This window comes from Cryobacterium glaciale (assembly GCF_004402535.1).
GTDB classification, from domain to species: Bacteria; Actinomycetota; Actinomycetes; order Actinomycetales; family Microbacteriaceae; genus Cryobacterium; species Cryobacterium glaciale.
Genome location: NZ_SOEY01000019.1, coordinates 204,300 through 228,846 on the forward strand (window position 1 = coordinate 204,300; position 24,547 = coordinate 228,846).

At 64.1% G+C, this 24,547-nt stretch carries 23 protein-coding genes and 2 pseudogenes; 4 read left to right on the forward strand and 21 right to left on the reverse strand.

Translation table 11 applies throughout. The annotated features are described in order from the left end of the window. Positions 1 to 240 precede the first annotated feature (240 nt). On the forward strand, positions 241 to 1,356 hold the full coding sequence (gene ald / locus E3O06_RS10210; protein WP_134503273.1) for an alanine dehydrogenase: 1,116 nt from the start codon (positions 241 to 243) through the stop codon (positions 1,354 to 1,356). Between the two features lie 2 nt (positions 1,357 to 1,358). Here ald and E3O06_RS10215 read toward each other — a convergent pair whose 3' ends face one another. From E3O06_RS10215 to E3O06_RS10235, 5 genes are all read right to left on the reverse strand, one after another. Then, positions 1,359 to 4,316, reverse strand: a complete 2,958-nt coding sequence (locus E3O06_RS10215) for an FtsK/SpoIIIE domain-containing protein (protein ID WP_134503274.1) — start codon at positions 4,314 to 4,316, stop codon at positions 1,359 to 1,361. A gap of 101 nt (positions 4,317 to 4,417) precedes the next feature. After that, on the reverse strand, positions 4,418 to 4,990 hold the full coding sequence (locus E3O06_RS10220) for an FHA domain-containing protein (protein WP_241980061.1): 573 nt from the start codon (positions 4,988 to 4,990) through the stop codon (positions 4,418 to 4,420). 12 nt (positions 4,991 to 5,002) lie between these two features. Beyond that, positions 5,003 to 5,347 carry a zinc ribbon domain-containing protein YjdM gene (locus E3O06_RS10225; RefSeq protein ID WP_134503275.1) on the reverse strand — a complete coding sequence of 115 codons (345 nt, stop codon included), beginning with the start codon at positions 5,345 to 5,347 and terminating at the stop codon, positions 5,003 to 5,005. A gap of 39 nt (positions 5,348 to 5,386) precedes the next feature. Then, the gene (locus E3O06_RS10230) at positions 5,387 to 6,190 is read right to left on the reverse strand and encodes a PP2C family protein-serine/threonine phosphatase (protein ID WP_420898877.1); all 804 of its coding nucleotides are present in this window, start codon (positions 6,188 to 6,190) and stop codon (positions 5,387 to 5,389) included. A gap of 104 nt (positions 6,191 to 6,294) precedes the next feature. Continuing rightward, on the reverse strand, positions 6,295 to 7,731 hold the full coding sequence (locus E3O06_RS10235; protein WP_134503277.1) for a gamma-aminobutyraldehyde dehydrogenase: 1,437 nt from the start codon (positions 7,729 to 7,731) through the stop codon (positions 6,295 to 6,297). A 123-nt stretch (positions 7,732 to 7,854) separates the two neighbouring features. On the opposite strand from E3O06_RS10235, the gene E3O06_RS10240 reads away from it, so the two are divergent. Then, positions 7,855 to 8,337, forward strand: a complete 483-nt coding sequence (locus E3O06_RS10240; protein ID WP_134503278.1) for an Lrp/AsnC family transcriptional regulator — start codon at positions 7,855 to 7,857, stop codon at positions 8,335 to 8,337. Between the two features lie 4 nt (positions 8,338 to 8,341). Then, a complete protein-coding gene (locus E3O06_RS10245; protein ID WP_134503279.1) occupies positions 8,342 to 9,772 on the forward strand; it encodes an aspartate aminotransferase family protein in 1,431 nt (476 codons plus the stop codon). Between the two features lie 4 nt (positions 9,773 to 9,776). On the opposite strand, the gene E3O06_RS10250 is transcribed toward E3O06_RS10245, so the two are convergent. The 4 genes and pseudogenes from E3O06_RS10250 to E3O06_RS10260 form a co-directional block, all read right to left on the reverse strand. Beyond that, positions 9,777 to 11,045 carry a DUF4192 domain-containing protein gene (locus E3O06_RS10250; RefSeq protein WP_134503280.1) on the reverse strand — a complete coding sequence of 423 codons (1,269 nt, stop codon included), beginning with the start codon at positions 11,043 to 11,045 and terminating at the stop codon, positions 9,777 to 9,779. A gap of 93 nt (positions 11,046 to 11,138) precedes the next feature. Then, positions 11,139 to 11,330 (reverse strand): annotated as a pseudogene (locus E3O06_RS18010) (ABC transporter ATP-binding protein); the annotation flags it as partial. A gap of 49 nt (positions 11,331 to 11,379) precedes the next feature. Beyond that, a pseudogene (locus E3O06_RS18015) lies at positions 11,380 to 11,974 on the reverse strand (ABC transporter permease); the annotation flags it as partial. Positions 11,975 to 12,042: 68 nt separating this feature from the next. Then, entirely contained in the window at positions 12,043 to 13,005 is a 963-nt protein-coding gene (locus E3O06_RS10260) for an aldo/keto reductase (RefSeq protein ID WP_134503281.1), read from the reverse strand. 113 nt (positions 13,006 to 13,118) lie between these two features. On the opposite strand from E3O06_RS10260, the gene E3O06_RS10265 reads away from it, so the two are divergent. Further along, positions 13,119 to 13,643: a methylated-DNA--[protein]-cysteine S-methyltransferase gene (locus E3O06_RS10265; RefSeq protein ID WP_134503282.1), complete on the forward strand. Its 525-nt coding sequence runs from the start codon at positions 13,119 to 13,121 to the stop codon at positions 13,641 to 13,643. Here the strand turns inward: E3O06_RS10265 and E3O06_RS10270 are convergent. From E3O06_RS10270 to E3O06_RS10325, 12 genes are all read right to left on the reverse strand, one after another. Next, positions 13,567 to 14,679, reverse strand: a complete 1,113-nt coding sequence (locus E3O06_RS10270; protein WP_134503366.1) for a malate dehydrogenase — start codon at positions 14,677 to 14,679, stop codon at positions 13,567 to 13,569. The genes E3O06_RS10265 and E3O06_RS10270 overlap by 77 nt on opposite strands. A gap of 88 nt (positions 14,680 to 14,767) precedes the next feature. After that, positions 14,768 to 15,598, reverse strand: a complete 831-nt coding sequence (locus tag E3O06_RS10275) for a YaaA family protein (RefSeq protein WP_134503283.1) — start codon at positions 15,596 to 15,598, stop codon at positions 14,768 to 14,770. A 20-nt stretch (positions 15,599 to 15,618) separates the two neighbouring features. Next, on the reverse strand, positions 15,619 to 15,888 hold the full coding sequence (locus E3O06_RS10280) for a F0F1 ATP synthase subunit epsilon (protein ID WP_134503284.1): 270 nt from the start codon (positions 15,886 to 15,888) through the stop codon (positions 15,619 to 15,621). A gap of 2 nt (positions 15,889 to 15,890) precedes the next feature. After that, positions 15,891 to 17,354, reverse strand: coding sequence for a F0F1 ATP synthase subunit beta (atpD, locus tag E3O06_RS10285; protein WP_092109402.1), 1,464 nt, complete (start codon positions 17,352 to 17,354; stop codon positions 15,891 to 15,893). A 19-nt stretch (positions 17,355 to 17,373) separates the two neighbouring features. Beyond that, complete coding sequence (locus E3O06_RS10290; RefSeq protein ID WP_092109399.1) at positions 17,374 to 18,276, reverse strand: F0F1 ATP synthase subunit gamma; 903 nt, start codon at positions 18,274 to 18,276, stop codon at positions 17,374 to 17,376. A 66-nt stretch (positions 18,277 to 18,342) separates the two neighbouring features. Next, on the reverse strand, positions 18,343 to 19,980 hold the full coding sequence (atpA, locus tag E3O06_RS10295) for a F0F1 ATP synthase subunit alpha (RefSeq protein ID WP_092109631.1): 1,638 nt from the start codon (positions 19,978 to 19,980) through the stop codon (positions 18,343 to 18,345). A gap of 117 nt (positions 19,981 to 20,097) precedes the next feature. Further along, complete coding sequence (locus E3O06_RS10300; protein ID WP_134503285.1) at positions 20,098 to 20,913, reverse strand: F0F1 ATP synthase subunit delta; 816 nt, start codon at positions 20,911 to 20,913, stop codon at positions 20,098 to 20,100. Positions 20,914 to 20,916: 3 nt separating this feature from the next. Next, on the reverse strand, positions 20,917 to 21,483 hold the full coding sequence (locus tag E3O06_RS10305) for a F0F1 ATP synthase subunit B (RefSeq protein WP_134503286.1): 567 nt from the start codon (positions 21,481 to 21,483) through the stop codon (positions 20,917 to 20,919). A gap of 29 nt (positions 21,484 to 21,512) precedes the next feature. After that, the gene (gene atpE / locus E3O06_RS10310) at positions 21,513 to 21,752 is read right to left on the reverse strand and encodes an ATP synthase F0 subunit C (RefSeq protein ID WP_092340865.1); all 240 of its coding nucleotides are present in this window, start codon (positions 21,750 to 21,752) and stop codon (positions 21,513 to 21,515) included. 53 nt (positions 21,753 to 21,805) lie between these two features. Next, on the reverse strand, positions 21,806 to 22,594 hold the full coding sequence (gene atpB / locus E3O06_RS10315; RefSeq protein WP_241980075.1) for a F0F1 ATP synthase subunit A: 789 nt from the start codon (positions 22,592 to 22,594) through the stop codon (positions 21,806 to 21,808). Between the two features lie 195 nt (positions 22,595 to 22,789). Then, positions 22,790 to 23,281, reverse strand: a complete 492-nt coding sequence (locus E3O06_RS10320) for a Cg1360 family ATP-synthase-associated protein (RefSeq protein ID WP_134503288.1) — start codon at positions 23,279 to 23,281, stop codon at positions 22,790 to 22,792. Then, a complete protein-coding gene (locus E3O06_RS10325) occupies positions 23,278 to 24,546 on the reverse strand; it encodes an MraY family glycosyltransferase (protein WP_134503289.1) in 1,269 nt (422 codons plus the stop codon). The genes E3O06_RS10320 and E3O06_RS10325 overlap by 4 nt, the downstream gene beginning before the upstream one ends. Position 24,547: the final 1 nt, after the last annotated feature.

Genomic DNA, 24,547 nt, shown 5'->3' on the forward strand with positions numbered 1-24,547 from the left:
GTCAAGACTCGCTGCGTTGCGAGTTGGTCGATAGTTGCACATATCGGTGGTAGAAACACCTAAAAGAGGTCAAAACATTGATCTTGCAATCGGTTTGTCACGAAATCAGCACAATCTTGCAACATTCGCCCTCGAAATCGTCGGTTCGTACGCGACTAGGGTGGTGGCGAGGAGCGGCACTGAACGCTTCGACGGAAGAGCCTGCTTCGGGTGCGGGGCGCGCTTCGAGAGAGGAGCACCATGCGAATCGCCATTCCCACCGAGATCAAGAACAATGAGTTTCGGGTCGCGATCACCCCGGCGGGGGTGCATGACCTCGTTCTGCACGGCCACGACGTTCTCGTGCAGGCCGGCGCCGGCGTGGGTTCCTCGATCAGTGATCAGCAGTATGCCTCGGCCGGTGCGACGATTCTGCCGGACGCCGTGAGCATCTGGGCGACCGCCGACCTGCTGCTCAAGGTCAAGGAACCCGTGGCGAGCGAGTACGGCTATTTTCGTGCCGATCTGGTGTTATTCACCTACCTGCATCTGGCCGCCGAACCCGAGCTGACCCGGGCCCTGCTCGATAGCGGTGTCACCGCCATCGCCTACGAAACAGTGCAGTTGCCCTCGCGGTCCCTGCCACTGCTGGCGCCGATGAGTGAGGTCGCCGGCCGCCTCGCGCCGATCGTCGGCGCCAATGCCATGCTCAAGCCGAACGGCGGCCCCGGTCTATTGGTGCCCGGCGTGCCCGGCACCCATCCGGCGAAGATCGTTGTGCTCGGCGGGGGTGTGGCCGGCACCGCCGCGATGCAGGTCTCCCTCGGCCTCGGTGCCGAGGTGACCGTGCTCGACACGAACCTGTTTCGGCTGCGCGAGATCGACGCGCTGCACTTCGGCCGGGTCAAGACCATCGCCTCGAACAGCTTCGAGATCGACAAGGCAGTGTCGGAGGCCGACATGGTCATCGGCTCGGTCCTTATTCCGGGCGCGAAGGCACCCAAGCTGGTCAGTAACGAGCTCGTGTCGCGAATGAAGCCGGGCAGCGTATTGGTGGATATCGCTGTCGACCAGGGCGGGTGCTTCGCCGACAGCCACGCGACCACGCATGCCGACCCCACGTTCACCGTGCACCGGTCGTTGTTCTACTGCGTCGCGAACATGCCCGGTGCCGTGCCGCACACTTCGACCTATGCCCTGACGAATGCGACGCTGCCCTACGTGCGGGCTCTCGCCACGCTCGGATGGGTCAACGCGCTGCGCGCGGACGCCGCGCTCGCCCAGGGGCTCAATACCTTCGATGGGCGGCTGACCAGCGCTCCCGTGGCGCTCGCCCACGGATTGCCGCACCAGCCCGTAGCCGAAGTTCTGCTCTAGCGTCACCGGTCAGGTTGCGTCAGCATCGCCCGAGTCACCTCGCCGTTGGGGTGCAGCACCCAGACGCGCCCGCGCCCGGGAGCCAGCGGCGGTGGGAGCTCCCGACGGTGGCTGAGCAGCCGAAAATCCGACAGGCTGCACCGATCGAAGACCAGACTCACCGCCTCACCGCTCGAGGTCTGGCCGCGCAGTTTCGCCAGCAGCGTCCAGTGCGCCTGCCACGTTTCGGGGTCACCGACGACGATCACCCGGCCAGCAGCATCCGGTTGGCTGCCTTCCCCCGAGACCTGCAAGGCGGAAGCTGCCGGCCCGCTCGTTCCCGCCAACTCGGTCACCGCCACGCCCAGGGCACCGCGCAGCCGGGTTGCTGTACTCCGGGGAGACGAGGACACGATCAGGAGCGGGCCGGAGCGCGGGAGGGCCGGGATGGACGACTCGGGTGGCGCCGGCACGTGAGACAGTGCGGGAGCCAGAAGTTGCACGCGCAGGGAGTGCCAGACTCCCCCGCCCGCCGGCAGAGAGGCGTTGTAGCTGGCCGATTGTCCCCCGGCAGCGAGATGGTCCTGCACCGTGGGCAGTTTCAGCAGCAGCGTGCTCTGACAAAGGGCGGCGAGCCCGGGAACCACGCTCGTGTGCCGTTGCACGGCGACGACAACGTGCACACCGGCGGCCGGACCGTCCCGTAGCAGCCCGGTAAGCAGGTCCACGGCAGCCAGCCGATGGTCGGGCTGCCAGCGAGCACACACGGAGTCGAAGTCGTCGAACAGTACCAAGCGAGGTGACGCCGGCGTCTGCCGACCGGTTTCGACCCGGGCGCTGATACTGGCGAGGGCATCCCAGGCTGATTCGACGTCCGCGGCGACCAGCTGGGCCACGGTCTCCCCTTCGGCCGCGCGGGTCAGCGTGTGCAGCAGAGTGGACTTGCCCGAACCGGCCCCACCGACGACGAGCAGATGCCCGTCGATCTGCGGAGAATAGACGAACACGCGGTAACGCTGGCGCTCGGGTTCGTCGAGCAATCCGAGCGGATAGCCGGGTGTCGGGGCGTCGGCGACCTCCAAATCATTCACGGTGACCACCGGCGGGAGCGCATCGAGCCACGGACGTCGCAGGGGGCTCAGGAACGGCACGAACAACGTTGCCGCAGCGATGCTCGCGATGTCGCGATCCCCGGTCGTCGCGACCTGGCAGAACGCCGGTTCGCCCGCTTCGGTGGCGACCAGGCACCGGCCGGGCTGATTCGGTGCCAGCGCGGCCGCGGCATCCGTTCCGATCACGGCCTGGCTGTCGGCACGATTATTGACCCGCAGGGACAGGCGCAGGCTGCAGTTCGCCAGCAGTGCGTCCCGCACGACTCCCGCGGGCCGTTGGGTGCACAGAATCAGGTGCACGCCGAGCGATCGGCCCCTGGCTGCTATGTCAACGAAGAGGGCGTGCAGTTCGGGAAACACCCCGAGCATCGTGGCGAATTCATCGACGACGATGACCAGGCGGGGTAGCGGATGCTCCAGGCGAACGTCGGTCAGGTCTCGCGCCCCGGCGTCGCTCAGCATCCGCTCACGGTAGCGAAGTTCAGCACCCAGACTGGCCAGGGCCCGTGCAGCCGTGTTCGAGTCGAGGTCGGTGATGAGGCCGACGCAGTGCGGCAGTCGCCCAAGCGGCTGAAAGGCAGCGCCGCCCTTGAAATCGACGAGCAGAAAATTCACCTGGCTGGGCGAATAGGTCCCGGCCAACGCTGCGACCCAGGTGGTGAGGAGCTCACTCTTGCCGCTGCCGGTGGTTCCCCCGACTACGGCGTGCGGTCCGGATTGAACGAGATCTATTCGCACCGGCCCGTCTCGGCCGATACCGATCAGGCAGTCAAGGCTCACCGGGGCAGACGCCCCGTCGATCGCCGAACGGGTCGCCGAGGTACCGGTGCCGTGTTCGAGCAGTTCCGTCAGGGTGACTGAGGCCGGGAGCGCGTCGGACGTCGTGACGAGCCCGGCGGCCCGAGCCTGCTCCGCGAGCGTCACGGCGAAGGCGGACGCTTCAGCCCTGGCCAGCAATTCCGGACAGAAATCGACGGGCGACGCCCGATTCGGCGATCGGATGATCTGTGCTCGAGCCGGCCCGTTCACCCGCACGACCGTTCCGCAGCCGGGGGGAAGGTCTTCGAGCCGCGACGCCACGACCAGGAGGAGCAGCCGACGATCGGGCTCGAGCCTGCGTCGTTGTGGGGCGGTGCCTGGTCGTGAGGCGGTCTCGGTTCGAAGCATGATCGTGAGCCGGCCCGGCGTAGGGGCGGCATGCGGCAGCTGGGCCACCCAGCTCCAGTCGGTCGGCTGCGGACCGGTGTCGCTGGAGATGCCAAGTTCGGTCGGCGGCACGGCGAAGCAGAGTTGCACCAGAACGGCGCGGGCAAGGGCATCGGCGAGCGGAATCGGGCCGACGATCCCGAGCCCGTGCGTCACGTCGACGACGATCGGGGCACCGGTCACGGTCGCGGCCCATTCCCGCAGTTCGCGGTGCTCGTTCGGGGCGCTCGCGCCGCCGAGGCGGATTCCGCTCGGGGCCGGGCCCGTTCCCAGCGCGACGTGCGCGGCATCCGTCTGGCGCCAGCGCGCGGCCGCAGCACTGCCGCGCACGATAGTTCGGGCTGATGGTGTCTGTTGCCAGGCTTCGTCGCGCCAGCGGGATTGACGCTCGGCGATGACTGTGCGCAGCAGCGTCACCGCCTCGGTCTGGGAGGCCGTCTCCGCCCGGCGGCGTTTGCGGCCCGAGCGTCGTGAATCGAACATGCTGGCCACCGCGATGATCGGGCTGAGGACCGCGAAGATCAGCGCAAAAGCCGAGCCGGTGATCATCCAGATCAGCCCGGCGGCGGCCAGCGGTGCCACTGTGGCGAGTAGCGGAAACCCGGCCGGCGGCAGCGCGGCTGGAGCGGGCGGCAGGGAGAGGGTCTCATCGACGGTGGACACCCGTCCAGCAGATCAGATTGCAGATCGAGAAGCTGGGTCGAGGGGCCTATCGGTGCGCGATCGGCCTTCCCACCGCCGGTGGAGGAGCCGCCGGCGCCCGGTCAGGCGACGCTGAAGGAGTGGTCGGCGATTTCGACCCGGGTTCCGCGCGGCAGAACGTACCGTCGCCCCGGTTCGAGCTGCTCGGCCGTTTCGCCGGGACGGCGGATGACGGTACCATTGCCCGACACCCGGTCGCTGGCCCAGAATTCACCGTCGTGCTGGCCGAATTCGAGGTGGGTTTTCGAAACGGAGCGATCGGCATCCGCTACCCGGATGAGATCGTCGAAGATTTCGTCGGGTTGGGGTAGGGGCCTGCGTCCGATCAGGCCGGAACCATGTACCGACACTCGCTGTCCAGTGCTGAAGGTCAGCACGAAGGTCGCGCGCGTCGGCAGGGCCGCGATCGGTGCTGCGGTCACGACCGCGACGGCACGCACCGGCACCGGCACGACGCCGGGAATCGGTACGGAGATGACGACGGTAGGGCGTGGCAGGCGCGCAATGATCGTCGTGTCGTTCGGGCGGGGGTCCGGGCGTTTTCGCGACTGAACAGTGGCGGTGCGGGAGCTACCGCATTCGCCACAGAACATTGCCCCGACCGGCAACCAGGCACCGCAAATCTGACACGTCACGATCGGCGGGACCTAGACCTTCTTGACCACGCTGGACTTGAGCTGCATGAACCCGAAACCATCGACCTTGCAGTCGATATCGTGGCCGTCAACCGGATCGACGAGGCGAATGTTGCGAACCTTGGTGCCGACCTTGATCGACAACGACTGGCCCTTGACCTTGAGGTCCTTGATGATCGAGACGGTGTCACCGTCGGTCAGCACGGTCCCAAAGGCATCCTTGACAACAGCCTCCTGCTCTTCTTCGGCCGGTTCGTTCGACCATTCGTGGGCGCAAAGCGGGCAAACCAGCAGCGAGCCCATCTCGTAGGTCAGGTCGCTGGAGCATTCAGGGCACGGAGGCAGGGTGTCATTCACTCGTTCTATGATACGCGCCCCCTCCGGCGGGCGGCGCGATCAGGCTGCGGGTGCCTCATAGGTTTCGACCGCCAGCACATCGACAACGATCGCCGTGACGTTGTCTCGACCACCGTTTTCCAGGGCCGCCTCGACCATCGCCGCGACGGCATCCGCTGCGAGCTTCTTCTCGAGCAGAAAGTGACGGATTCCGTAGGAGGTGAGCTCCTTGGTGAGTCCGTCCGAGCAGACCAGGATGCGCATGCCGGCCTGGACCGGCAGGATGCGGTAGTCGGGAATCGGTGGTTCGTGAAAGCCGACGGCGCGGGTGATGATGTTGCCGTGCGGGTGCACGTCGGCCTCTTCGCGGGTGATGCGACCGGCGTCGACGAGTTCCTGCACGACCGAGTGATCGTTGGTGACCTGCTCGAGGACCCCGCCGGTCAGCTGGTAGACCCGGGAATCGCCGATGTTGTACACAATCCAGCTGACGGCATCGGAGACGAGCGCCAGTGCGACGCCGGTCACGGTGGTTCCGGTCCCCTGGTCGGTGACCCCGACCCCCTGCGCCATATCTTCCACCGCAAGAGCGAGCGCCCGATCGATCGAACCGGCCTCCGCCACGAGCGATCCGGAGAGCTCGGCGAGCCTGGTCACGACGGCGGCACTGGCGACATCGCCGGCCGAGTGGCCGCCCATACCGTCGGCGACAGCGAACAGCGGCGGCACGGCGAGGAGGCTGTCTTCGTTCACCTCGCGGCGATGGCCGACATCGGTCAGGGCCGCCCATGCCAGAGTCAACGTCGTTGCAACGCTGGGCAGTTCGACACGAAATTCGGTCGAACCTTGACCAATCTGGGTCACGGTGGTGCCTTCCGAGTGTGGGGCAAGCATTCGGCCCCGCCGTTCCAACGTTCACCGAAGGACTTGGACCATAGTAACGTCACCACTCGCGGCCACCGCACCGGTCAGTGTCCGATGTAGCTCATCACGTGCTTGATACGGGTGTAATCCTCGAACCCGTACATCGAGAGGTCTTTGCCGTAGCCGGAGTGTTTGAAACCGCCATGGGGCATCTCGGCAACGATGGGAATGTGCGTGTTGATCCACACACAGCCGAAGTCGAGGTGCTTAGCGAAGCGCATCGCGCGCCCGTGATCGCGGGTCCACACCGACGACGCCAGGCCGTACTGCACGTCGTTCGCCCAGCGCAGCGCCTCGGCCTCGTCGGTGAAGCGCTGCACGGTCATCATAGGGCCGAAGATCTCCTGCTGCACCGCCTCGTCGGTCTGCTTCAGGCCGCTGACAATGGTCGCTTCATGAAAATATCCTGCGGTGCCAACGCGATGGCCGCCGAGTTCGAGCACGGCGTGGTCGGGCAGCCGGTCGACAAAGCCCGACACCTGGGCGAGCTGGTTAACGTTGTTGACCGGTCCGAACAGCATTCCCAGCTCGTTGGGGGCTCCGGTACGGGCGTTGTCCCTGGCATAGGCGGCGAGCGCGGCGACGAATTCGTCGTGGATACCGGCCTGCACGAGCAGTCGGGTGGCGGCGGTGCAGTCCTGGCCGGCGTTGAAGAAGCCGGCGGCGACGATCCCGGCGACGGCGAGCTCGATGTCAGCATCATCGAACACGATCACCGGGGCTTTGCCGCCGAGTTCGAGGTGCACCCGTTTCAGGTCGTGGGACGCGGCCTCGGCGACGGCCATCCCGGCCCGCACCGAACCGGTGATCGACACGAGCTGCGGGGTCTTGTGGTCGATCATGGCCGCACCGGTCGTGCGGTCGCCGGTGATCACGTTGAGCACGCCGTTTGGCAGGAACTCTGCGGCGATCTCGGCGAGCAGCAGGGTCGCGCTCGGGGTCGTGTCAGACGGTTTGAGCACCGTGGTGTTGCCGGCAGCGAGCGCTGGAGCGAACTTCCAGACCGCCATATTCAGCGGATAGTTCCAGGGGGTGACCTGGCCGACGACACCGATCGGTTCACGCCGAATGAAGGAGGTGTGGTCGGTCAGATACTCGCCGGCCGCTCGGCCTTCGAGGTTGCGGGCGGCGCCGGCAAAGAAACGAATCTGGTCGACCGACAGTAGAATCTCGTCGTCGACGAGGGTGGAACGCGGTTTGCCGGTGTCGAGTGACTCGGCGTCGGCGAATTCGTCGGCTCGCGCCTCCATCGCATCCGCTATGCGAAACAACGCGAGTTGCCGCACCGCCGGGGTCGTCTCACCCCAAATTTCGAAAGCGGATGCGGCAGCACGGTAGGCCGCATCCACGTCGGCCGCATTCGACACCGGACTGCTGCCGTAGACCGTTTCGGTCGCAGGGTCGATGAGGTCGAAGCGTTCCAACGATGTGGACTCGGCGTAGTGGCCGTTGATGAAGTTACGTAGTTCGGGGGCGCTCATGCGGCCCAGTGTACCTATTTCAATTTCATATGCCCCCAAATTCACAAATGAAATGCGCAGTGATTTGCATAATGTGCGACGGATTCGCTTGCCGAAGTGCATTTGGACTGACAGAATCGATGCATGAATGGACAAAGGCGCGGTCACCCGCCCAAGCCGACCCCGCTCGACGATGTATCAAAAAAGATCATCGAACAGCTGCAAGCCGACGGCCGTCGGTCGTACGCCGAGATCGGCAAAGCCGTCGGTCTGAGCGAGGCGGCCGTGCGCCAGCGGGTGCAGAAGCTCACCGACTCCGGCGTCATGCAGGTCGTCGCTGTGACGGACCCGATGCAGCTGGGCTTCTTTCGGCAGGCCATGATCGGCATTCGCGCTTCGGCCGACACTCGCGTGCTGGCGGAGCAACTGGCCGCAATCGACGCCGTGGATTACGTCGTGCTCACGGCCGGCACTTTTGACATTCTCGCCGAGGTCGTCTGCGAAGACGACGACGAACTGCTCGAACTGCTCAACTCCAAGATCCGCAATCTCGATGGGGTCCTCTCCACCGAGACGTTCGTTTATCTCAAACTCCACAAACAGTTCTATAACTGGGGAACACGGTAGAAAAATGAGTCTCACCACACCCACCGAAACGCCCATTGCCTACAGCGACGCCCACAACGCCGAACTACAGCAGAAGGCCAAGGATCACCTCTGGATGCACTTCTCCCGTCAGTCGGTGATGGAATCCGGCGCTGGAGTGCCCATCATCGTCAAGGGCCAAGGCCACCACATCTGGGATTCCAAAGGCAAGCAGTACATCGACGGCCTGAGCGGCCTGTTCACGGTCAACGCCGGCCACGGACGCAAGCGTCTCGCCGAGGTCGCCGCGAAGCAGGCCGAGGAACTCGCGTTCTTCCCGATCTGGTCGTATGCCCACCCCAACGCGATCGAACTCGCCGACCGGCTCGCATCCTATGCTCCCGGTGACCTCAACCGGGTGTTTTATTCCACCGGTGGCGGTGAAGCCGTCGAGACGGCGTTCAAACTCGCCAAGTACTACTGGAAGCTGATGGGTCGCCCCACCAAGCACAAGGTCATCTCCCGCAACGTCGCCTACCACGGCACCCCGCAGGGCGCGCTCGCCATCACCGGCATCCCGGCGATGAAGGAGATGTTCGAGCCGGTCACCCCCGGTGGTTTCCGTGTTCCCAATACGAACTTCTATCGTGCCGACGAGATGAGCCCGGGCCTCGGCCTCGGCGACAACCTCGAAATGTTCGGCCAGTGGGCCGCGAATCGCATCGAAGAGATGATCGAGTTCGAGGGCCCCGAAACCGTCGCCGCCGTGTTCCTCGAGCCGGTGCAGAACTCCGGCGGCTGCTTCCCGCCGCCCCCCGGCTATTTCAAGCGCGTGCGTGAGATCTGCGACAAATACGACGTGCTCCTGGTCGCGGACGAGGTCATCACGGCATTCGGTCGCATCGGAAACATGTTCGCGTCGACAACCTACGACATCCAGCCCGACATGATCACCTGCGCCAAGGGCATGACGAGCGGATACTCTCCGATCGGCGCGACCATCGTCAGCGACCGCATCTATGAACCGTTCAAGCACGGCGACACGACGTTCTACCACGGCTACACCTTCGGCGGACACCCCGTCTCCTCCGCGGTGGCCCTGGCCAACCTCGACATCTTCGAAGAGGAAACACTCAACGAGAACGTGCGCGAGAATTCGCCGCTGTTCCGCCAAGAGCTGGAGAAACTCCTCGACCTGCCGATCGTCGGCGACGTGCGCGGCGCCGGGTACTTCTTCGGCATCGAGCTGGTCAAGGACAAAGGCACCAAGGAAACGTTCAACGACGAGGAGTCGGAGCGGCTGCTGCGCGGCTACCTGTCGAAGGCTCTCTACGAGGCCGGCCTGTACTGCCGCGCCGACGACCGTGGCGACCCGGTCATTCAGCTCGCTCCCCCCCTGACCATCGGACCGAAGGAGTTCGCCGAGATCGGCGAGATTCTGCACGGCGTGCTGTCGGAGGCGCCGAAGTACATGTAGGGCGCTATTTGTCGGCTGCGAACTCGTCGAAATCATCACCCCAGTCTTCATCGAGTTCGTAGCCGTCGCCCTCCTCATCGTCCCGGTCGTCGTCGCGCGGGACCGCGAACGCCCACTCCGGCAGGTGCCCGGACTTGAGCAGCAAATCCAGCAGGATCGCCATGCTGTACTGCGAGTCGATGGCGAGGGCCTGGTCCACGAAGAATCCGGCCACGGATCCACTGCCGAGAGCCCACGACAGCCAGGCCAGCATGCAGAGCGGCGCCGGTCTGGCCGATCGAGGCGCCATTGCAACGACGGTGCGCAGCAGGGTGATCGCCACCCGGATGCGGTCAACGTCGGGTCGTTCACTCTGCAAGCCCAACATGACGTCGCTGGCATGGATGGCGGTCGGCTCGCCGACGTTGAGCTCTTCGGTCACCAGATCGTCGAGCCTCCGGCCGGTATCGTCCTGAAGCCGAGCGTAACGATGATTCATCTCGTGGGCGCGTACGCCCTCGTCACGCCCGAACGCGAATTGCACCATGATCTGGTCGCGGTTGGGTGGGCCCTGCACGAGTACGAGCAGTGCCGCAGCGTCTTCTTCGGTGGGCGGATTCGGCCAGGTCAGCGCCGCCTCAGCGATCGCGACCGGGTCGAACACGAAACCGAGGGTGGGAAACAGTTCCGGAGCGTTTTCAGCCCGGGCGATCAGGTGGCGGTACCGCCGGTAGATCCGAGCCACACGTTCCCGGGCCGCCAGACTGACCTCGATCGGGTCCGGGCCATTCTGGAGCGTGCCCAGCGGACGCGGCGTTTCGGCCGCTGATCCCTGGCTCACCGCCTCGAAAATCGGTGACTCCGCAATATCGCTGAGTGGATGCCCCGGAGCGGGGCAGTCCGGGTCGAGGTAGCTTCCCCAGGCATCCGCTGCCACGCACAGGGAATCGCGCAGCAGAAAGCCGCTGAGTTCGAGTCGCCGGTTTAGAATCTCGGCAAACCGTTCGCGCGGCACGCCGGTGGCATCCCGAAAGGAATCATCGGTGTAGATGACCGGAACGACTGCGTCGACTCCGGGAATCTTGCACAGCATCCCGGCGAGGGTCGTCGCGATGCGTTTGTATACCTTGTGTGGTGCGCCGTCGTCCGGCAGGTTGAAACGGAGCGCACCGCAGGTGCGGTTGCCGCGAAACGCGACGAGCACGGCGCTGGCCTCGGGAGCAAAACCGAGCAGCTGGGGAACGAGTGCCAGAAAGTCCTGGGCCTTCTGGGCTTTGACAATGGTGGGATGCATGCCGCCACTGTGCCAGCACCGTCGCGCGCCGGATCTGAGCCGGACTGAATCTGGGGTTGATCCGGTCCGGCGGCCGGTTGGGGAGGAGGCACCCTACACCTCGTCAGCGACAGGGGCGGCGAACTGTGCGGCGTACAGCGCCTGGTAAGCCCCGTTCGCGGCCAGGAGCTGCACGTGGTTGCCCTGCTCCACAATGCGCCCCGATTCCATCACCAGTATCAGGTTGGCGTCACGAATCGTCGACAGGCGGTGGGCGATGACGAAGCTCGTGCGGTCGGCCCGTAGGCGATGTTGTCGCGAATCGTGCCGCCGAATAGCCAGGTGTCCTGCAACCGATCTGCATGAGATAGCTGAGGAAGGCGATGAGAGTTCCCACCTGCATCGAACCGTCTTCGATGCGGAACGCTCCGAACCAGATCACGGCCACGCTCGAGACGTTGAGGACGAGCATGACGATGGGGAACATGAGCGCCATCAGACGACCAGAACTCAGGGCTACCTCGGTGACGTCCTGGTTGGCCCTCGCAAACCGGGCAACCTCGACGTCTTCACGCACGCACGAACGCGCGCACCACCCGAATACCGGTGAGTTGTTCCCGCAGCACCTGGTTGACGGTGTCGATGCGGGTCTGCATCTTGCGAAACAGCGGAACCATCTTCACGACGATGAGTCCCACGGCAAGGAGCAGGATCGGCACGCTCACTGCGATGAGCCAGGACAGCTGCACGTCCTGGCGGATTGCCATGATCACGCCGCCGATGCTGAGGATCGGCGCCGAGACCAGCAGGGTGCAGGTGGTCAGCACGAGCATCTGAACCTGCTGCACATCATTGGTGGAGCGGGTGATGAGGGAAGGAGCTCCGAACCGGGTGACTTCCTGCTCAGAGAATTCGCCGACCCGGCTGAAGACGGCGCCGCGCAGGTCAGCAACTGCCAGTATGGGCGCAGGTATCGCACGAGCAGGGACCACAGCACAAAATTCTCCTGGGTGAGAGGTCAGGCGAACAGGTTCGAAATGTACGCGACCTCGTCGGCGGCGGGCTGCCAGGACGTTGCCGCGGCCGCATTCTGCACGATCTGTTCCGGCTTGGTAGCACCCGCAATGACGCTGGTCAGCCCCGGCTGGGCCAGAAGCCAGGCGAACGTCGCCGCCAACATGGTGATCCCGCGTGCGTCGCACCATTCCTGGTACTGCTCGATCCGGTCCCACGGGGCGTCGTCAACGAGATGGCGCCGGATCATCATGATCCGGCTGTCGGCCGGCCCGCCCGCACGGGAGAACTTGCCGGTGAACAGACCGTTATAGAGCGGAAAGAACGGCAGAAAGCCCAGGCCGTAGGCGTTGACAGCCGGCAATACCTTGTCTTCGACGTCTCGCACGAGCAGACTGTATTCGTTCTGGCTGGAGATGAACGCGGGGTGTCCGTTCATGCGGGCCGTGAACTCGGCCTCGGCGATCTGCCAGCCGGCCAGATTCGAATGACCGATATAACGAATCTTGCCCTCCGTGATGAGGTCATCAAGCGTGGCCAGGGTCTCCTCAATCGGCGTCGACGGATCGGGAACATGCAACTGGTACAGGTCGATCCAATCGGTCTGCAGCCGTCGGAGGGACGCCTCGACGGCCAGACGGATGTATCGGCGCGAGCCACGCGCGCCCCAGTCCGGACCGTTCAACCCGCCCATGTCCATGCCGAACTTGGAGGCGAGCACAATCTGATGGCGCTTGCCGCGCAGGGAGTGGCCCATGAGCGTTTCGCTCAATCCACGCTCGGCACCGTAGATATCGGCGGTGTCGTACAGCGTTACTCCCGCTTCGAAGGCTGCGTCGATGACAGCAGTCGTGCCGTCCTGGCTCTCTGACGCCGTCCCGGTGCGACCGAAATTATTACACCCGAGCCCAATCGTCGACACGGTCAGTCCGGAAGAGCCAAGTCTGCGATATTCAATCTGAGCCATCCCTACAGAATACGGCTGCTGCCGTCTCCTGCACAGGCGCAGGTCTGCGCTGCTTGGGCACCGATGTCCGAAACCCGCGAGGCCCCGGTGGAGGCGGCGGCTACAGTCGAATCATGGACAGCATCCACACGCAACCCTCGCGTTCAACGACACCAAACGCGCTCCTTCGTCTTCCCAGCCCCATCGGCCGGCTCGAGCTGACCGCCGACGACGAGGGCGTCCTCTCCCTCTCCATCGAAACCGACGGCAGGTTGCCGCTCGAGGCGACCCCCGAGACGCCCTCCCCCGTATTGCGGCGGGCGGCCGAACAACTCGACGAGTACTTCGCCGGAACGAGGCAATCCTTCGACCTTCCCGTGCATCTGACTCGCGGGACCGAGTTTCAACGCAGCGTCTGGGCGCGGCTGGCGACCCTCAACTTCGGTGATGTCATCTCCTACGGGGCACTCGGCAGCGCGATCGGTCGCACCGGTTCGGGCCGTGCAATCGGCGGGGCGGTCGGCGCGAACCCGGTGCCGATCATCATCGGCTGCCACCGGGTGCTCGCCTCGAGCGGCCAGATCACCGGCTACAGCGCCGGCCAGGGCATCCCGACCAAAGCGTGGCTGCTGGATCATGAAGGAATCCTGCACCGGTAGCGGTGCTGCCGATCCCTGGCGTCGTCTGGCGCGGTGAGGCGAGGCGACGCGGCGGCAGCAGGCCGAGCGCCCGCACCGCATCTCGTTCCTCGACCAGCTCGGCAACGGAAGCCGCGATTCTGCTGCGTGAGAACTCGTTGCGTTCCAGCCCGGTCACGATGCGCCACTGACCATCAACGGAGCGCACCGGGAACGAGCACACCAAACCGGGCGGAACATCGTAGGAACCGTCCGAGACCACCCCGGCACTGGTCCAGTCCGTACCGCGCCCGTTGACCCAGTCAGCGACGTGGTCGATGGCTGCGTTGGCGGCGGAGGCCACCGACGATCCTCCGCGCACGGCGATGATCTCCGACCCTCGCTGGGCGACTCGCGGAATGAAAGTTTGCGCCAGCCACTGCTCATCGACAAGGTCGCGAACGGCCCGGCCTTCCGCCGTGGCGTGAAAGACATCCGGATACTGGCTGGCAGAGTGGTTACCCCACACGGTCAGGCCTTGGATCATTCCGACGGCAACGTCGAGATGGTTAGCGAGTTGCCCGACAGCCCTGTTGTGGTCGAGCCGGGTCATGGCTGTGAAACGCTCCGGTGGCACGTCGGGTGCGTGTGCGGCAGCGATGAGGGCGTTGGTGTTGGCGGGGTTGCCCACCACGAGCACGCGCACATCATCCGCGGCCCCCGAGTTGATGGCGGCGCCCTGCGGGCCGAAAATACGACCGTTGGCTTCGAGCAGATCCGCACGTTCCATGCCCGGCCCGCGGGGGCGGGATCCGACCAGCAGCGCAATATTCACCCCGACGAACGCGACGGCGGGGTCATCGGTCACCGTCACCCCGCGCAGCAGATCGAAGGCACAGTCTTCAAGTTCGAGAGCGGTACCCTCGGCGGCTTTCAAGCCCTGAGGTATCTCCAGCAGCGTCAGTCGGATCGGCGTCGTCGGCCCGAGCAGCGCGCCGGCCGCGATGCGAAACAGCAGCGCGTAGCCGATCTGTCCGCCAGCCCCGGTGACGGTCACGTTGACCGGTTGCCGAAGGATCGGAACGTTGACGGATGCCGCTTGGGCTGCCGATGCGGGGAAGGTGCTGGCGTCTGTACTCACGCGCCCAGCCTAACCCCGGTGTAGATCAACTCCGTTGTAGATCCGCCCCGGTATAGATCGTCGACGCCGCGGCACGGCCCGCCGAGGCGAGGTGCTGCTCGACAGTGAGCTCGACTTCGCCGGCCGCACCCGGCGCAAGGCGGATTCCGACCGATCCTGCCCAGTCGATGAGTTCCGACATGCTGCTGAAATCGTGCTGCTGGTCAAGCAGGGCTCGGGTGAATTCACCCTTGGACTTCTTGTTGAAGTGATTCAGGGCACGCTTCTGACCGTCTCCAGCGTCGGCGACGACTCGCAGATAGAGCGAGTCCGGGCGCAGGGGGCGGGCGCCGAGGGCGACATACGCCTCTGACCGGAGGTCGAGCAACAGCCCCTCAGCCTGACCGAGCACCTTCGCGACAGCCGCGCTCCAATGCTGCTTGAGCGTGAGGCTGGCCAGTGTGAGGTTCGGCACGCGCGAATCGTGCGACAGCCGATAGGCCGGAATCGGGTCGAGCGCGGCGAGCGGTCCGAGCAGTGCAGAGTGCACGGCCAGGTGGACGCGCGCAAACTCGCGCTGGCCGATCGAGAGGGTGGCAGCATCCAACCCGTCGAACAACACCCCGGTATACCGATCGATGACCGGGAGTGTCGGAGACGACAAGAGTTCGCGATTGCGGTCGATCTCGAACAGCTGAGTGCGGCCCAGTTTAAGGGCGCTGCGGGCTTCTTCCGGATGCCGCGCGAGGGCGACGAGCGCCCGCGCGAGTACCCGACGTTTCACGTTCAGGCTCGGGTGCGCCAGGAGCGTGAGGTCCAGGGATACAGCTTCGCCGCCGGAGCGTTTCGTCTCCGACGGCGGAAGCAGTATCAGCACTGGTCTTGCAGAACCGCGGGTTATGAACCGACGAGTTCAGCCTTGCGGGCCACGATGGTGACCATGTCGTTGTCGACCGACAGGAAACCGTCTTCAGCCTTGGCGACGACCTTGGAGCCATCGGCCAGGGTGAGACGAACGTCGCCCAGCGCCAGAATCGCCAACATCGGTTCGTGACCGGCAAGGATGCCGATCTCGCCCTCGACGGTCTTGGCTACAACCATCGTCGCTTCGCCGGTCCAGACCTGGTGGTCGGCCGACACAACGCTGACGGACAGCGACTTCGCCATGCTTAGTCGTTCTCCTTCTGGATCTGAGCCCACTTCTCTTCGACGTCGTTGATGCCACCGACGTTGAAGAATGCCTGCTCGGCGACGTGGTCGAAGTCACCGTTGGCGATTGCCGTGAACGACTCGATGGTGTCCTTGAGCGGAACTGTGGAACCCTCGACACCGGTGAACTTCTTCGCCATGTAGGTGTTCTGGGAGAGGAACTGCTGAATGCGGCGGGCACGGGAAACCGTAACCTTGTCTTCTTCAGAGAGCTCGTCGACACCGAGGATCGCGATGATCTCCTGGAGTTCCTTGTTCTTCTGGAGGATCGCCTTGACGCGCACAGCCGTGTTGTAGTGATCGGCACCCAGGTAGCGGGGGTCGAGGATACGGCTGGTCGAGGTGAGCGGGTCGACGGCCGGGTAGAGGCCCTTCGACGCGATTTCGCGCGACAACTCGGTCGTGGCATCCAGGTGGGCGAAGGTGGTCGCCGGTGCCGGGTCGGTGTAGTCGTCGGCGGGGACGTAGATCGCCTGGAGGGAGGTGATCGAGTGGCCGCGGGTCGACGTGATGCGCTCCTGCAGGATGCCCATCTCGTCGGCCAGGTTGGGCTGGTAGCCCACGGCGGACGGCATGCGGCCCAGCAGGGTCGACACCTCGGAACCGGCCTGGGTGAAGCGGAAGATGTTGTCGATGAAGAGCAAGACGTCCTGCTTCTCAACGTCGCGGAAGTACTCAGCCATGGTCAGGGCAGAAAGCGCGACGCGCAGACGCGTTCCCGGCGGCTCATCCATCTGGCCGAAGACCAGGGCGGTCTTGTCGAAGACCCCGGCTTCTTCCATCTCGGCGATGAGGTCGTTGCCCTCACGGGTACGCTCACCGACTCCGGCGAACACCGATACTCCACCGTGGTCCTGCGCAACGCGCTGGATCATTTCCTGGATGAGGACGGTCTTGCCGACTCCGGCACCACCGAACAGGCCGATCTTTCCACCGAGAACATACGGCGTGAGAAGGTCGATGACCTTGATACCGGTTTCGAACAGCTGAGTCTTGGACTCGAGCTGATCGAAGGCCGGCGGCTTGCGGTGGATGGGCCAGCGCTCGGTGATCTCGATCTTCTCGCCGGGCTTGGCGTTGAGCACATCGCCGATGACGTTGAAGACCTTGCCCTTGGTGACGTTTCCGACCGGAACCGTGATGGGGCTGCCGGTGTCGCGTACTTCCTGGCCACGAACGAGTCCGTCGGTCGGGTTCAGCGCGATGGCACGAACGAGGTCGTCACCGAGGTGCAGTGCTACCTCGAGCGTGATTTCGTTCGAATCGTCACCGATGGTGATCGTGGTCTTCAGGGCGTTGTAGATGCCGGGGATCGAGTCATGCGGAAACTCGATGTCGACGACGGGGCCCGTGACGCGCGCGATGCGGCCAACAGAGCCGGCCGTGTCCTCCGCCCGGACTGGCGCGGTTGCGGTGTCAGTCATAGCTCTCTCTTCTCTGGTCTTACTTCTTAGCGGATGAGAGCGCGTCGGCTCCACCCACGATCTCGGAAATCTGCTGGGTGATCTCGGACTGACGCGCGTTGTTCGACAGGCGGGTGTAGTCCGTGATCAGCTTGTCGGCGTTGTCGCTCGCCGACTTCATTGCCTTCTGGCGGCTCGCATGCTCAGACGCGGCCGACTGCAGCATGGCATTGAACAGGCGACTCTCGATGTACACCGGGAGGAGGCTGTCCAGAACCGTTTCAACGTCGGGTTCAAACTCGTAGAGCGGAAGAACCTTGTTGTCGCCGGGTTCTTCCACACCCTCGACGACCTCGAGGGGAAGCAGCCGAACGACTTCGGGCACCTGGGTGACCATACTGACGAAGCGGTTGTAGACGATGTGGATCTCGTCGACGCCGCCGTCGGAGTAGTCCGTGAGGAATGACTCCAGCAGTGCTTCGCCGATTTCCTTCGCCGTCTCGAACTGCGGCTGATCGGTGCCGCCGGTCCAGACTCGCTCCGACGTGCGGTTGCGAAAGCTGAAATAGGCGATGGCCTTGCGGCCCACCAGGAAGTAGACGATGTCTTTGCCCTGGCCACGGAGCAGCTCACTGAGCGACTCCGCCTCGCGCAGAACCTGCGAGCTAAACGCGCCGGCCAGGCCTCGGTCGGAGGCGAAGATGACGACCGCAGCGCGCTCGATCTTTTCCGGCTCCGTGGTGAGCACGTGCTCGACGTTCGAGTACGTGGCCACCGCTGAAACGGCGCGCGTCACCGCGCGCGAGTACGGGGTTGACGCAGCGACTCGCGCCTGCGCTTTCTGGATGCGCGAGGCGGAGATCAGCTCCATGGCCCGAGTGATCTTCTTGGTCGTCTGGGCAGACTTGATCTTCTGCCGGTAGACCCGAAGTTGCGCTCCCATGTGTCTGCTTCCTTGTCTTTCAGTGTGGTTTCGTCAGTGGTTCTGCATCGCGCGAATCGGCGAGGACTAGCGGCGGTGCTTGACGATCTTTTCCTGGTTGACGTCTTCGACGGCAATCGCCTCAAACTTTTCCTTGCCGACCGAGGCGAGCGGCTTGCCCTCACCGGTTTGGAACTCGAGCTTGAACTTGTCGACGCCGGCGGTAAGGGCGGCAACGGTCTCGTCGGAGAGAACGTTGGTCTCGCGCAGGGTCTTCAGGATCTCGGTGTTGCGACCGAGGAAGTCGAGCAGTTCACGCTCGAAACGCAGCACGTCGGGAACCGGAACCTCATCGAGCTTGCCGTTGATGCCGGCCCAGATCGAGACGACCTGGTCCTCGACGGGGTACGGCGAGTACTGCGGCTGACGCAGCAGTTCGGTCAGGCGGGCGCCACGGGCGAGCTGACGACGGCTGGCCGCGTCGAGGTCCGAGGCGAACATGGCGAAGGCTTCGAGCGAACGGTACTGGGCCAGCTCGAGCTTGAGCGTGCCGGAGACCTTCTTGATCGACTTGACCTGCGCGTCGCCACCGACACGCGAGACCGAGATGCCGACGTCTACCGCGGGGCGCTGGTTGGCGTTGAACAGGTCGGACTGCAGAAAGATCTGGCCGTCGGTGATCGAGATCACGTTGGTCGGGATGTAGGCGGCAACGTCGTTGGCCTTGGTCTCGATGATCGGAAGTCCGGTCATCGATCCGGCGCCGAGCTCGTCGGAGAGCTTGGCACAACGCTCCAGCAGACGGGAGTGCAGGTAGAACACGTCGCCGGGGTATGCTTCGCGTCCCGGCGGGCGACGCAGCAACAGGGAGACCGCACGGTAGGCCTCGGCCTGCTTGGAGAGGTCATCGAAGACGATGAGAACGTGCTTGCCAGCGTACATCCAGTGCTGGCCGATGGCCGAGCCGGTGTACGGGGCGAGGTATTTGAAGCCGGCCGGGTCAGAGGCTGGGGCGGCGACGATGGTGGTGTACTCCATCGCTCCGGCATCCTCGAGCGCACCCTTCACCGAAGCGATGGTGGAGCCCTTCTGGCCGATGGCGACGTAGATGCAACGAACCTGCTTGTTGCTGTCGCCCGACTCCCAGTTGGCCTTCTGGTTAATGATGGTGTCGATCGCGATCGCGGTCTTACCGGTCTGGCGGTCACCGATGATCAGCTGGCGCTGGCCACGGCCGATCGGGATCATGGCGTCGATGGCCTTGATACCGGTCTGCATCGGCTCGTGAACCGACTTGCGGCTCATGACGCCGGGGGCCTGCAGCTCGAGGGCGCGACGGCCTTCGGTTGCGATGTCGCCGAGTCCGTCAATGGGGGCACCGAGCGGGTCGACGACGCGGCCGAGGTAGCCGTCGCCGACGGGAACGGAGAGAACCTCGCCGGTGCGGTGCACCTCCATGCCCTCAACGATGCCGCCGAACTCGCCGAGCACGACGACGCCGATCTCGTCTTCGTCGAGGTTCTGGGCGAGGCCCAGGGTGCCGTCGGCGAATTTGATGAGCTCGTTGGCCATCACGCCGGGCAGGCCCTCAACGTGGGCGATACCGTCGCCGGCCGTGGTGACGTAGCCAACCTCGGTCGTTGACGTCTTGTTCGGCTCGTAGGACTTCACGAAGTCCTGGAGAGCGCCACGGATCTCATCGGGGCTGATCGTTAGTTCTGCCATCATCTTCCCTTTTCTGTACGGCTGTACAGGTTCTGTCTGTTCGAGGACGCTGCCGCCCTGAGTCATCTGGTACTGCTGGGTTTGTGGTGCTGCTGGTTCTGCTGGACTGCGCCAGAATCAGCGAGCGAGCTGGAGTCTCAAATCGGCCAGGCGGGTCGCGATGCTGCCGTCGATGACCAAGTCGCCGATCTGTACGCGCACTCCGCCGACCAGTGCCGGGTCGACGACCCGGTTGATGGTGAGTGCACGTCCGTGGCGTTCCTGGAGATTCTTCTGCAAGCGGGCGAGCTGGGCGGGCGTGAGAACGCTCGCCGAAGTGATGGTCGCGATCGAAGTTCCCGACTGATCGGCGACGACGGCTGCTGCGTGTCGCAGCAGTTCGCCGATGCGGCGGCCGCGAGGCTGCTGCACCAGGTGCCGAACAATGGCGAGCGTCTGACCGGATACCTTGCCGGCCAGTAGCTTTTCGACGAGTGCGGCCTTGGCTTCAACCTTGCCGAGCTTGCTGGCCAGGGCCAGTTCCAACTCGGCATCTGAGGAAACCGTGTTACCGAAGGCGAAGAGCTCGCCCTCGATGGATGTGTCGACCGAACCAGCCAAATCCGCCGAAACAGAAAGGGCGGATGCCCGCAGGCCCAGTTCCTCGATCCCGGCAAGCAGGTCGTCGTGGCTGGACCAGCGTTCGGACACGGCGGCTGCGAGCAGGTCGAGCGCCCGAGGTGTCACTTGGCGTCCAAAGACGGCACGTACGAGAGCGACCTTGGCTGCGGCATCCGCTGACGCGTCGCCGAGTGCCGACAAAAGCTGAGACGACGACCCGATCACTCGACCGGCGCCGAAGAGGCTTTCGCCCGTCGCCAGATCAGTCGTGCCGCCGGGGACGGACAATGCCGCCCTCGATGTGGCGAGTGCTTCTCTGGTGGCGCTTCCCATGTGCTAAATCTTTCCGGCTGTAGGGGCTGCCGCTTCGCTGGCTTCCAGTTCTGCCAGGAAACGATCGACAATGGCGCTGGCCTTGGCGTCGTCGGACAGGCTCTCGCCGATGACACCCGAGGCGAGGTCAATGGCAAGGGTGCCGACCTCGCTGCGGAGCGAGACGACGGCAGCCTGACGTTCGGCTTCGATCTGCGTCTTGGCACTGGCCGCGATGCGACCGGCTTCGGCCGCAGCCTGCTCCTTGTGCTCAGCGACGATGCGCTGGCCGTCGGTGCGGGCCTGGTCCCGAATAGCACCTGCTTCGGCGCGAGCATCAGCGAGCTGGGCCGTGTACTGCACGAGTGCAGCTTCGGCCTTGCGCTGGGCGTCGTCGGCCTTGGCGATGTTGCCCTCGATGGCTTCTGCACGGTCGTCAAGAAGCTTCTGCATCTTCGGGAGCACGAGCTTCCAGAAGAAGAACAAAATCACGACAAAGCAGACCGCCGACCAGATGATGTCGTAGATCTCCGGGATGAGCGGGTTTGGCGCCGCTTCTTCCGTCGCGGCTGCAATTACTGCGTGAAGCATCATGCCTCCTAATTAAGTAGTGAAGAGGTTTAGACGCCGGTGAAAATGAAGTAGGTCGCGATGCCGATGAAGGCGAGCGCCTCGGTGAATGCGATACCGATGTACATCAGCACCTGCAGGCGGCCGGCCAGTTCAGGCTGACGAGCGACACCCTCGATGGTCTTGCCAACGACGATACCAACACCGATTGCCGGGCCGATGGCTGCGAGGCCATAACCGACAGTCGCGATGTTTCCGCTGATTTCCGCGAGAACGGTTGTTGCGTCCACGTGTGTTTCCTTCCGTAGTGGTGAATTCGGCGAGTGCCGGATTCCTAAAGTGTCTAGTGTTCCTCAGCCAGCGCGAGCTGGATGTAGACGGCGGTGAGTAGGGCAAAAATGTAAGCCTGGAGGACGGCAATCAGCACTTCGAAGAGCGTGAAGGCGAAGCCGAAGACGAGGGTGCCAGCGCCGAAGAGCTTGAACCCGCCATCCGCAGTGAAGAAGAAAAACTGGGTGGCGCTGAAGAACAGCACGAGCAGGAGGTGTCCGACGATCATGTTCATCATCAGTCGGAGCGTGAGGGTGACCGGTCGCACCAGGAACGTCGAGATGAACTCGATCGGCGTCACGATGATGTACAGGGCCGGCGGCACTCCGGGCGGGAAGAGCGAGTTGCGGAAGAACTTGCCCGGATTCTTCTTGACTCCCGCGTAGATGAATGTTCCGTAGGAGATGACACCGAGCAGCAGCGGAACCCCGATCACCGAGGTACCGGCGATGTTGAGGAACGGAATGATGCCCGTGATGTTCATGAACAACACCATGAAGAAGATGGTGGTCAGAAGCGGCAGAAAACGCTTGCCGTCTTTCTTACCCAGCAGGTCTTCGGCAATGTTGAGGCGAACGAAGTCGAGTCCCATTTCGGCCAGGCTCTGGCCTCGCGTCGGAATGATCTTCATGCGGCGGGTGCCGAGCCAGAAAACCAGCATCAGCACCGCGACCGCAAGGAAGCGAATGAGAATGATGCGGTTGATCTCGAACGGAGTTTCGGCGAAGAAAATTACTTCGGGAAAGAACTCATTGATGGAGGGACCGTGAAATTCACCGTCGCCGGTGGCAGACGGGACCATCAGGTTTACGGCGATTTCTAGCAGCGCTTTCTCCTGTTTCGGGGCGGTGAGCTCTGCTCGCGCAACGACGAATATGGGCAGGTTTACGACGCTGTAAAGCATGTGCAAACCGGGGTGGGATCGGTGTTTACTCTAGCAAAGATCAGGCGTTGCACCGAATCGAGAGCGGTATCCGTGGGTGGATGGGCCGTAGGGTTACTCGTCCACCGGGGCGGGGGGCAATGTGACGTCGCTGACGTAGGGCATCCGGCTCTTCATAACGACGACGGCATCGACCACGAGGGATCCGACGACCCCCGCAATAATGCAGAGGAACAGCACCATCGGCTGGATCCACTCGCGGTCCTGCAACACGACGAGCAGGACCAGGAACACGACGAATTTGAGCAGCCATCCGCCCATGATGATGCCGAAGAAGCCACCGATCGCGGATTCGTTGCCGGCGACGCGGTTGGCCAGCAGAATACTGCCGGCCGTGATGCCCATGAAGGCGACGGACATGGCCGTTCCGATCAGGGCGCTGAGCACGCCGGTTCCACCGGCGACGAGATAGCCGATGACGGACCCGACCACGGCGATGGCGAGTGCGACCCAGCCCCCGTAGACCAGGATGCGACGCAGGACAGGGATGGACGTGGCCTGGGTAGACGCTGATGGTGTTGAAGCTGATGGGGTGACGCTGGTCATACGTTCTCCTCGGCAGGTGCCGCCGCGGGGGCGGTCGCTCGTGTCGGTATTGGGTCTGTTGTGGCTGGCGCGGCCGCCTCGTCGAGCGGGTCGAACTGGTCGAGGACAGCGATCTGGGCCGGTGCCGACTGGCTGGCCCATTCACCCGTCTTGCGGCGGCCGAGCGGGGCGAGCGTGACGATCGTGCAAATGAGCAGCGAGGTCACTAGGAAGATGGTGGCGTACCAGGTCGGCAGGGCGAAGTAGACCGGCAGGATGTAGTAGAGCAGGCACCCGACGGATGCTGCCGCCGTCCACCCGTAGAAGATCAGTACGGCATGCAGGTGGGAATGTCCCATATCGAGCAGCCGGTGGTGCAGGTGTTTACGGTCGGCGCTGAATGGCGATTTACCGGCCCGCACCCGCCGGAACACGGCCAGCCCGAAGTCGAGCAACGGAATGATCATGATCGCCACCGGCAGCAGGATGGGAATGAAGGCCGGGAACAGCTGTGACCGGTTGATGGCCGTCGGGTCGATCTGGCCGGTGATGGCGATCGCGCTCGTGGCCATGAGCAGACCGACGAGCAGGGCACCGGCATCGCCCATGAACATTTTGGCCGGGTGCCAGTTCAATGGCAGGAACCCCACACAGGCGCCGACCAGAATAGCGGCGATGAGCGAGGCGAGGTTGAAGTAGTTCGTCGGCGAGGTGTCGCGCACGAGAAGGTAACTGTAGAGAAAGAACACGCCGTTGGCGATCAGGGCCACCCCGGTGACGAGGCCGTCGAGGCCGTCGATAAAGTTGATCATGTTCATGACCACCACGATGGCGACGACCGTGAACACGATCGACATCCAACCGCTGCCGACGGTGAGCCCTCCAATCGGCAGGGAGTAAATTTGCACGCCCTGCCAGGCGACCAGCCCGGCGGCGATGAACTGACCGGCGAGTTTGGTCATCCAGTCGAGGTCCCAGATGTCGTCGGCAACACCGACGAGCACGATGAGCAGGGCCGCGCCCAGAATCGCGAGAATCTGCTGCGGATCGGCGAACACCAGTCGGAGCGGCGCGAAGGCCCCCGCGATGAGATAAGCGATCCCGAAGGCGACCAGAATGCCGAGGAACATGGCGATGCCACCGAGGCGCGGGGTGGGGCGGGTGTGCACGTCGCGTTCGCGAATTTTCGGGTACAGGCGGTACTTGTGGCTGAGTTTGTAGACCACGATCGACAGCACGAACGTGACGATTGCAGTGACGAGCGCGAGCAGGAAGAAAAGGGTCATG

Coding starts and splice junctions, on each gene's coding strand:
- ald (WP_134503273.1), top strand. CDS start 241: ATGCGAATCGCCATTCCCACCGAGATCAAGAACAATGAGTTTCGGGTC.
- E3O06_RS10235 (WP_134503277.1), bottom strand. CDS start 7,731: ATGAGCGCCCCCGAACTACGTAACTTCATCAACGGCCACTACGCCGAG.
- E3O06_RS10240 (WP_134503278.1), top strand. CDS start 7,855: ATGAATGGACAAAGGCGCGGTCACCCGCCCAAGCCGACCCCGCTCGAC.
- E3O06_RS10245 (WP_134503279.1), top strand. CDS start 8,342: ATGAGTCTCACCACACCCACCGAAACGCCCATTGCCTACAGCGACGCC.
- E3O06_RS10250 (WP_134503280.1), bottom strand. CDS start 11,045: ATGCATCCCACCATTGTCAAAGCCCAGAAGGCCCAGGACTTTCTGGCA.
- E3O06_RS10260 (WP_134503281.1), bottom strand. CDS start 13,005: ATGGCTCAGATTGAATATCGCAGACTTGGCTCTTCCGGACTGACCGTG.
- E3O06_RS10265 (WP_134503282.1), top strand. CDS start 13,119: ATGGACAGCATCCACACGCAACCCTCGCGTTCAACGACACCAAACGCG.
- E3O06_RS10280 (WP_134503284.1), bottom strand. CDS start 15,888: ATGGCGAAGTCGCTGTCCGTCAGCGTTGTGTCGGCCGACCACCAGGTC.
- atpD (WP_092109402.1), bottom strand. CDS start 17,354: ATGACTGACACCGCAACCGCGCCAGTCCGGGCGGAGGACACGGCCGGC.
- E3O06_RS10290 (WP_092109399.1), bottom strand. CDS start 18,276: ATGGGAGCGCAACTTCGGGTCTACCGGCAGAAGATCAAGTCTGCCCAG.
- atpA (WP_092109631.1), bottom strand. CDS start 19,980: ATGGCAGAACTAACGATCAGCCCCGATGAGATCCGTGGCGCTCTCCAG.
- E3O06_RS10300 (WP_134503285.1), bottom strand. CDS start 20,913: ATGGGAAGCGCCACCAGAGAAGCACTCGCCACATCGAGGGCGGCATTG.
- E3O06_RS10305 (WP_134503286.1), bottom strand. CDS start 21,483: ATGCTTCACGCAGTAATTGCAGCCGCGACGGAAGAAGCGGCGCCAAAC.
- atpB (WP_241980075.1), bottom strand. CDS start 22,594: ATGGTCCCGTCTGCCACCGGCGACGGTGAATTTCACGGTCCCTCCATC.
- E3O06_RS10320 (WP_134503288.1), bottom strand. CDS start 23,281: ATGACCAGCGTCACCCCATCAGCTTCAACACCATCAGCGTCTACCCAG.
- E3O06_RS10325 (WP_134503289.1), bottom strand. CDS start 24,546: ATGACCCTTTTCTTCCTGCTCGCGCTCGTCACTGCAATCGTCACGTTC.